The organism is Providencia sp. PROV119 (assembly GCF_028482435.1).
GTDB lineage: Bacteria > Pseudomonadota > Gammaproteobacteria > Enterobacterales > Enterobacteriaceae > Providencia > Providencia stuartii.
The window spans coordinates 1-8,542 of sequence record NZ_JAMPQL010000042.1 but is presented as its reverse complement, the minus strand read 5'-3'; the positions used below and the strand labels follow the sequence as shown (position 1 = coordinate 8,542).

Annotated in this window: 8 protein-coding genes; all 8 read left to right on the top strand. The window is 40.0% G+C overall.

Annotated elements, in window-relative coordinates; genetic code table 11:
- Positions 1–1,425 precede the first annotated feature (1,425 nt).
- Positions 1,426–1,707, top strand: coding sequence for a helix-turn-helix domain-containing protein (locus tag PSF11_RS20925; protein WP_072502718.1), 282 nt, complete (start codon positions 1,426–1,428; stop codon positions 1,705–1,707).
- 146 nt (positions 1,708–1,853) lie between these two features.
- Positions 1,854–2,402 carry a type 1 fimbrial major subunit FimA gene (fimA, locus tag PSF11_RS20920; protein ID WP_014657376.1) on the top strand — a complete coding sequence of 183 codons (549 nt, stop codon included), beginning with the start codon at positions 1,854–1,856 and terminating at the stop codon, positions 2,400–2,402.
- Between the two features lie 82 nt (positions 2,403–2,484).
- A complete protein-coding gene (locus PSF11_RS20915) occupies positions 2,485–3,021 on the top strand; it encodes a fimbrial protein (protein WP_014657377.1) in 537 nt (178 codons plus the stop codon).
- 68 nt (positions 3,022–3,089) lie between these two features.
- Positions 3,090–3,788: a fimbria/pilus periplasmic chaperone gene (locus PSF11_RS20910; protein ID WP_061064802.1), complete on the top strand. Its 699-nt coding sequence runs from the start codon at positions 3,090–3,092 to the stop codon at positions 3,786–3,788.
- 90 nt (positions 3,789–3,878) lie between these two features.
- Positions 3,879–6,515: a fimbrial biogenesis usher protein gene (locus PSF11_RS20905; protein ID WP_072502719.1), complete on the top strand. Its 2,637-nt coding sequence runs from the start codon at positions 3,879–3,881 to the stop codon at positions 6,513–6,515.
- A gap of 58 nt (positions 6,516–6,573) precedes the next feature.
- The gene (locus tag PSF11_RS20900; RefSeq protein WP_004917440.1) at positions 6,574–7,062 is read left to right on the top strand and encodes a fimbrial protein; all 489 of its coding nucleotides are present in this window, start codon (positions 6,574–6,576) and stop codon (positions 7,060–7,062) included.
- Between the two features lie 12 nt (positions 7,063–7,074).
- Positions 7,075–7,587 (top strand): fimbrial protein, encoded by a 513-nt coding sequence (locus tag PSF11_RS20895; RefSeq protein ID WP_004917439.1) that lies wholly within the window; start codon positions 7,075–7,077, stop codon positions 7,585–7,587.
- Between the two features lie 8 nt (positions 7,588–7,595).
- The gene (locus tag PSF11_RS20890) at positions 7,596–8,534 is read left to right on the top strand and encodes a fimbrial protein (protein WP_040132504.1); all 939 of its coding nucleotides are present in this window, start codon (positions 7,596–7,598) and stop codon (positions 8,532–8,534) included.
- Positions 8,535–8,542 lie beyond the last annotated feature (8 nt).

Below are 8,542 nucleotides of genomic sequence, written 5' to 3'. Positions count from 1 at the left end.
CCGGATTACCATAGCTGTCTCATTTTAGGGGATGTGGACAACGCGAAATCATCTGAGATATCTCGTATATACCCACTCTGAGGTGAAGAGAACAAAGAATATGGTATTAACCGATACAAAAGTTCATGCAGCTAAACCGGACGAAAAAGCTTACACACTAACTTTGTTAGTCTTTATTCGTTCTAGTGAATTGTGCTTTGCCCGCAGGGATGAAATTGATTTTGATAATGCCAAGTAGATGATCCCCGCGAAACGTGAAGCGATAGGTGAGGTTAAGCACTCTCATTGCTTTATGATAAATCGATCAAAACCGCTGTTGACGGTGAAGGTTTTTATACTACCTAGTTTAGAATGAGGTTATCTCAGCGACATTTAGCAGCGATGAAATCAAAGGGGCCTAGGCCCCTTGGGCTTACATTGGCTTGTCTGTTGAAATCGCTGAGAAAGTAGCAAAAGATCCAATTATAAATAAGCTGTCAAATAGAGAATTACTGGCGTTTATAGTAACTCTCTACATTATCCTTTCTAAAACTTACCATAATACTTCAGTTGACATTAATCATTATCATTTTTAGAGTAATTTGTTTCCTATTTTATTTTTAAAGTTTATTATCAATTATAATCAATCTTTTTTTGATCAATATTGGTTTTTTATTTTTATTGCGGAAGAGGGAGAAGGCGAATTAATACGAGTAAATTCTATTATAATGTGTAAATAATACTGAGTTTTCAACCATTCATTTGTATTTCTTATGTGTCTGATTGTTTTTTGTGCTTTAAGATTGAGTTTGAAATTACAGGAGTAAATAATCACTATTCTGTTGGGTAAATAATTTTTGGCTAATTATCTTAACGGTGGATGTTTAACTGTTTTTATTTTCAATAACGTGAAAAAAGTTATTAGATTTATAGAATTTCTGTATTGGTTAGTATTTTAAATTTTCTTAGTGGATAATGTTTTGGTCACGTTTTTTGATATTCTTATTGAAATAAAATTCTTGTTTTCTTTATTTTGTTTGTTGATCGTGTTTTTTAATTTTACTTCAGCAATTTTTTTGTTTTTTTAATATATGCCTACTTTAGCTATTTATTGTAAGTTATTGTTTCTAAATTACATGTATTACATGTAATTTATTTATCGTATTATTCACCTAAATATTTCTTTTTATTTTAAATTAAAATCTAACTTTGTTTATATTGTTAATTAATAAGGGATTTTTCTTTTGATTCCCTCTTATTTTAATCGAAAAAACCGATCGAAAACAAAAATACAATAGATTTCGACTATCAAAATTAGACAATTCGATCGAAAAAAACAATTTTTAACTCGAAAAATGATTCTATATCCTAATGTGAGTTGACGAATGTTTCTCTTATAAACAATACATAGAATAAATCCGCTAATAATAGTTAGAGAGGTTTAGAATGCGAGAGCGAAAATATGATTCGTTATCTAATAATATTGGCAGAATGCTGAAGTCTTATCGTAGAAGAACCGGATTAACAGGCAGCGAATTAGCCAAAAAAATTAATGTAAGTCAGCAACAAATATCCCGTTATGAAAATGGGGTTAATAATATAACATTCGATAAATTAATTATGCTTTTTAATGCGCTTGAAATGGATGGGGCAGATGTTGAAATGTTTTTCGAAAAAATAAAGCGTTTTTTTGATTCTGATAAATATAAAAACACACGCAGAGAGTAATAAGGCATAGCAGATATTTTAATTTAATTGAATTACAGTTTTGTAATTTAATTAAATTCGAACATTTTAACTGTGTCTTTATTTAAATGGTACTAACCCTCCTCTATTGTCAAAGTTTTTGCAATAAATAAACATAAGGAAATTTTATGAAAGTTAAATCACTAGCACTTGTTATTGTTTCGGCTCTATCTTTAAGTTCAGTTGCTGCTGTTGCAGAAACGACAACAGTTAATGGCGGTACTGTGCACTTTAAAGGTGAGTTGGTGAACGCAGCATGTGCTGTTGATGCTAACTCTGTAGAACAAACTGTACGTCTTGGCCAATTCCGTACTGCTAAGTTAGCACAAGCAGGTGACACCAGCTCTCCAGTTGGTTTCAACATTCAATTGAATGATTGTGATACCACTGTTGCAACGTCTGCAAAAGTCGCGTTTAGAGGCGTAGCCGCAAATGCCGCTAACCCAACGGTTCTAGCTGTTGCGGGTTCAGCAGCAGGTTCTGCGACTAACGTTGGTATTCAAATTTTAGACTCCAAAAGCGTACCTCTAGAGCTCGATGGTGCAACATTTAGTAGTGCTATCACTTTGAATGATGGTAATAACGTTCTGCCATTCCAAGCACGTTACTATGCACTTGGTGCAACAACAGCAGGTATTGCGAATGCTGACGCAACATTTGCGGTTCAGTACGAGTAATTATTGCGCGATGGATGAAGGGTGAAAAACCCAATAGGCCATGGACGGCTTTTTATAAACAAAACTAAAAAGGTGAAAGCTCATGAGAGGGCTGATACTTGCTCTACTACTTTTGGTTTCTCCGCTTATGGAAGCTGGAAATAAGTGGCAAGTCCAACTTCCAGGCGGAGGAATGCGCTTTCAAGGGGAACTGATTGCTGAAGCTTGTAGTGTTGAAACTTCAGATAGAAGTTTGATCGTGAATATGGGGCAGTTGCGCACCAATATGCTCAATGCATCAGGCCAAGATACAGACCCCGTGATCTTTGATATTCATCTCCGAGAATGTAGTGCTGTTGCTAGTGAATACGTCTCAATCACTTTTGCGGGTATTGCTAACGATAAAAACCCAGCGATCTTTGCTATTGATAATGGACCTAATACGGCAACAGGTGTGGGACTGGCTATTTTTGACTCAAAAGATACGTTGATCCCAATAAATAGTTCACCACGAAAAATAGAGCGAGTCAGTAACGGTGATATGACTTTACATTTTGTCGCGAAGTATCGTGCGACTAGCGACCAAATTACAGGCGGAAAAGCGGATGCTCAAGCACTGTTTTCGCTCACATATGAATGAATAAAAAGATCAAAAAAATGTCTGCGCGTATTTTTAATGTTTTTAGTAAAAGAAGGACAGATGTAACCATGAGAACAGGAACAACTCGTAAACTAATTACTGCGTTATTTATATTACTCTGCTCAAGTATATCAACTCAGGTATACGCAGGAGTTGCTTTGGGCGCTACGCGGGTTATTTACCCTGCAGGGCAAAAACAGGTTCAACTTGCTGTCACCAATAATGATGAAAAGGGCGTTTTTCTTATCCAATCATGGGTAGAAAATGCTAACGGTCAAAAAGATAATCAATTTGCTATCACACCTCCTCTGTTTTCTATGCAAGGTAAAAAAGAAAATACCTTACGAATTATTGATGCAACCAATAATCAATTGCCTAAGGATAGAGAAAGCTTGTTTTGGTTAAATGTCAAAGCGATACCTGCTATGGATAAGTCAAAGCAAAATGAAAATACCCTGCAATTAGCGATTATCAGCCGTATCAAACTTTATTATCGTCCTACTGATTTGGCGATTGCGCCAGATAAAGTGGCTGAAGAATTACGTTTTAAGCGGCAAGCCGGAACACTGTTTGTCACTAATCCAACACCATATTTTGCCACGGTAGCTGAACTAAAAATCGGCTCGGTGAAGCTAGATAATGTGCTAGTACCGCCTTTCGGTGACGCGTCAGTAGCCGTACCGGCTAATGCAAATGGTGAGATTTCCTTCCAAACCATCAATGATTACGGCGCATTAACCCCCAAAATGACGGGGCGTACTCTGTAAAAGCGGGTTTCTTACTTATAAAAAATAGCTAACTATCACTTTGAATTAAATAACTTACTGAGCGATTTAGCAGATCGGGTCGGAGGGAACATGTCATATCTGGCATCTGGAAAAGAGCCATTAATTTTGGAGAAGAAAACGTTTTTTGGCAATCTATCCGAGCGCCATTTTCCCTTAATTCCATTGGCACTCTTTATTGGTGTCTGCCTATACCCTACTTGGGCTGAGGCAGAATTATACTTTAACCCACGCTTTTTGTCTGATGATCCTTCTGCTGTTGCTGACCTGTCTGCTTTTGAACAAGGTCAAGAAGTACCTGAAGGCACTTATCGTGTTGATGTGTATCTCAATGATGGATATTTATCGATTCGAGATGTTCATTTTACTATCGATAAGAGTAGCAAAGAATTGTCGCCATGTTTAACGCTTGGTGAGTTAGCTAAAATGGGTGTGAAGACATTGGCCATTCCAAATGTCGAGACAATCTCTGAGGACACTTGTCAGCCTTTAAATACATTGATTGCTGATTCAACATCAAAATTTGATGTTGGCTTACAACGTTTATATATCACTGTGCCTCAAGTGTATATGAGGGATAGAGCGCGAGACTTTATTCCTACTGAGTATTGGGACTCTGGTATTACTGCAGGTCTTTTAAATTATAGCCTCACGGGAAGTCGTGCACGTAACCAAAATGGTACTCATAGCAGCTATACCTACCTGAATTTACAGAGTGGATTAAACCTTGGGCCATGGCGCTTGCGCGATAACTCCACATGGAGTCACAGTAGCGGTAAGACTAACAGTGAAACGCGTTGGGAGCATATCAATACTTATTTAGAGCGCGGTATCAATGAATTCCGCTCACGCTTAACGGTAGGTGATAGTTACACACTTGGTGATATTTTCGACAGTTTTAACTTCCGTGGTATTCAATTAGCTTCCGACGATAATATGCTACCGGAAAGCGAAAAGGGTTTTGCGCCTGTGATCCGTGGTATTGCACGAGGCACTGCTGACGTTTCAATTAAACAAAATGGCTATGAAATTTACCGGAATACTTTTCCGCCAGGGCCTTTTGTTATTAATGATTTATATGCGGCAGGGAACAGTGGTGATCTCCAAGTTACCATTACAGAGGCGGATGGTTCAATACAAAGCTTCACGGTGCCTTATTCTTCGGTGCCTTTGCTACAGCGTGAAGGGCATACTAAATATGCGGTTACAGTAGGTGACTACCGTTCAGGAAATGGGCAACAAGAAAAGCCGACCTTTGTACAAGGTACCATAATGCGTGGTTTGTCATATGGTTGGACGCTATATGGTGGAACGCAACTTGCAAATCGCTACCAATCTTTCAACGCTGGTATTGGTAAAAATATTGGTGTGTTTGGGGCATTATCCGTCGATATTACACAAGCTAATGCCAAGCTACCTGATGATAGTAATCATCAAGGACAATCTATTCGCTTCTTATATAACAAGTCACTGAATGAAACGGGAACAATTATTCAGTTAGCTGGTTATCGTTATTCAACTAAGGGTTATTACTCATTCACGGATACCACCTATAAACGAATGGATGGCTATAACCTTGCAACACAAGATGGTGTTATACAGGTTACGCCGAAATTCACCGACTACTACAACTTAGCCTATAACAAACGCGAAAAAATCCAATTAAGTTTGACTCAACAATTGGGTGAACAATCGACGTTATATGTGACGGGTAGTCACGAAACATATTGGAATACTAATAAATCAGATAAGCAATTACAGGTTGGTATCAATACGTTAATCGAAGGGATCAATTGGGGCTTAAGTTACAGCCTATCGAAAAACTCGTGGCAGGATGCCAACGACCAAATGTTGGCCTTGAATGTGAATATTCCATTCAGTCATTGGCTGCGTTCGGATAGCCAATCTATCTGGCGTAATGCAAGTGCCAGCTATAACGCTTCACATGATCTGAAAGGCCGAGTCACCAATACGGCTGGTATCTATGGAACATTATTGGATGACAATAATTTAAGTTATAGCGTGCAAACAGGTTATGCCGGGGGTGGGGAAGGAAACTCTTCTGCAACAGGCTATACCTCACTCAACTATCGCGGTACTTATGGTAATGCCAACGTGGGCTATAGCTATACCAATGACTTAAGCCAGATGTATTACGGTTTAAGTGGAGGGATTTTAGCGCATGCTAATGGGGTCACGTTAAGCCAGCCAATGAATGATACGGTGGTTTTAATTAAAGCGCCGGGTGCTGGGAATGTCAAAGTTGAAAACCAAACCGGTGTTACAACGGATTGGCGTGGTTATGCCGTTTTGCCCTATGCCTCTGATTACCGTGAAAACCGAGTCGCTCTTAATACCAATACATTAGCTAATAATGTTGATCTTGAAGATCCCGTCGTGAGTGTTGTACCGACTCGAGGTGCAGTAGTGCGTGCGGATTTCCATCCTAAAGTAGGTGTGAAAGTACTAATGACACTCATGAGACAGGGCAAACCTGTGCCATTTGGTGCAGTGGTAACCTCAAAAGGCAGTAATGGTGGCAGTATTGTTGCCGATGATGGGCTGGTTTATCTAACAGGGTTGCCACTGGCAGGGCAATTGGTTGCTCGCTGGGGAGATAGCCCAGATGCACAATGCCAAGTCAACTACACACTGCCTGAGCAAAGCCGGCAGGAAATACTCAGTAAGCATCGTGTAGAGTGCCTCTAAGGAGCAAAAAGTGTTTGATAAATTGAAGATTTTTTCTGCAACCTTGCTGACGTCGATCATGTTTTCTGCAAGTGCTTATGCAGCGGATAGCACGATCACTATTAAAGGCAATGTCAAAGACAACACTTGTGCAGTCGCACCGGGTTCTCAGAATCAAGTCGTTGATCTGCTAAATAATGCCGTTAGACAACTATATGCCATCGGTGAAGTGACACCACTTGTACCATTCCAAATTGAGCTTACCCCTTGTGGGGCGTCAGTATTAGCCGTCAAGGTAGGATTTGTGGGCATCGCAGATGCAAACAATACGTCGTTATTGGCGTTAGAACCAGGAACTTCTAATGCTTCAGGAGCAGGGATACAAATTTTAGATGGCAGTAGAACGCCATTGGTACTCAATGCCAATAGTAATCAAATTGCATGGACACCATTGGTTGCTGGGCGAAGTAATACCTTGCAATTTTATGCGCGATTGATGGCTTCTAATTTACCTATTGTTGCAGGTCATGTACGAGCGACAGCAACTTTCACGCTTGAATTTCAGTAAACAGGGGATGCCATGATTGATAATTATTGGAAGAGGATCACTGCACTACTATTGGGGGTGTTATCAAGCCAGATAACCTCAAGCTATGCGGCGGATGCCACAGTCACCGTGAATGGTAGTGTGGTGGCAAAGCCTTGTACTGTAGCAACCACTACCGCCAATGTTGAATTGGGTGATCTATATACCCTCAATTTAATTTCTGCTGGCTCAGCCTCTGAATGGCATTCAATTTCATTGAATTTAGAGAATTGCCCGGTTGGTACATCAGCAGTGACGGCAACCTTTCAAGGGATCGCCGATACCACCGGCTATTATAAAAACCAAGGTACGGCAGGCAACATTCAGTTGCAATTGCAAAATAGTGCAGGAACAAATTTGAATAACGGTGCGCAGCAAAAATTACAGGTCAATGATTCTACCATGTCGACGAGTTTTCCATTAAGAGTCAGAGCATTAACAGTCAAAGGTGGTGCGACACAGGGAACTATTCAGGCAGTGATTGATGTCACTTACACTTATCAGTGAGTTAAACCATGAATGTAAAAAAAATGATTAAATTACTTTTCGCTAATCTGATTATTTATTTAGCTAGTATCTCTTCTGTGTATGCATTTACTTGTTATGACTCAACGGGGAATGTATTGGATAGTCTTTCGGGGACAGCGACTGCGAACGTTTATGTTAACCTTCAACCGAGTGTGCAAGCAGGACAAAACTTAGTGGTGGATTTGTCACGATCTATTTTTTGTCGCAACGATAGTCCTTTAACTCGTAGGGACTTGGTGAGTATGAGACGAGGCTCCGCCTATGGTGGGGTATTGTCGAACTTTAATGGTTCATTACGCTATTATACGTCAAGCTATCCGTTTCCGTTGGTGTCACCGACTCATCAACAGAATTTCCCTTCAGGGAATTATACACCTTGGAACACTCAGCTATATTTGACCCCTATTTCAGCGGCGGGGGGAGTGGTTATCAATAAAGGCACTCGTTTTGCGACATTGGTGATGTACCAAGTTGGCTCTGCTCTTGTTGGTGGCGGTAATGTGGAGACGGCGACCTTTACGTGGAATTTATATGCCAACAATAATGTAGTAGTACCTATTGGTGGTTGTGATGTTTCTTCGCGTAATGTGATCGTTAATCTGCCTGAATATCCTGCGACTGCACCAGTACCACTTTCTATTTATTGTGCACGAAATCAAAATATTTCTTATTACCTGACAGGTTCGACGGATACCAGCTCTTCCATATTTGCGAACACTTTTTCGGGAACTAATGCGGCAAAAGGCGTCGGGATCCAATTAGTGCGTAATGGAAACGCCATCCCAACTAACCAAAACGTGCAGTTGGGGGCTGTGGGAACATCTGCGGTGAGTTTAGGTTTGAGTGCACGATATGCACGTACTACAGGGCAGGTGACGGCAGGGAAAGTACAATCAGTGATTGGTGTTACTTTTATCTATGATTAAAGAGAGGG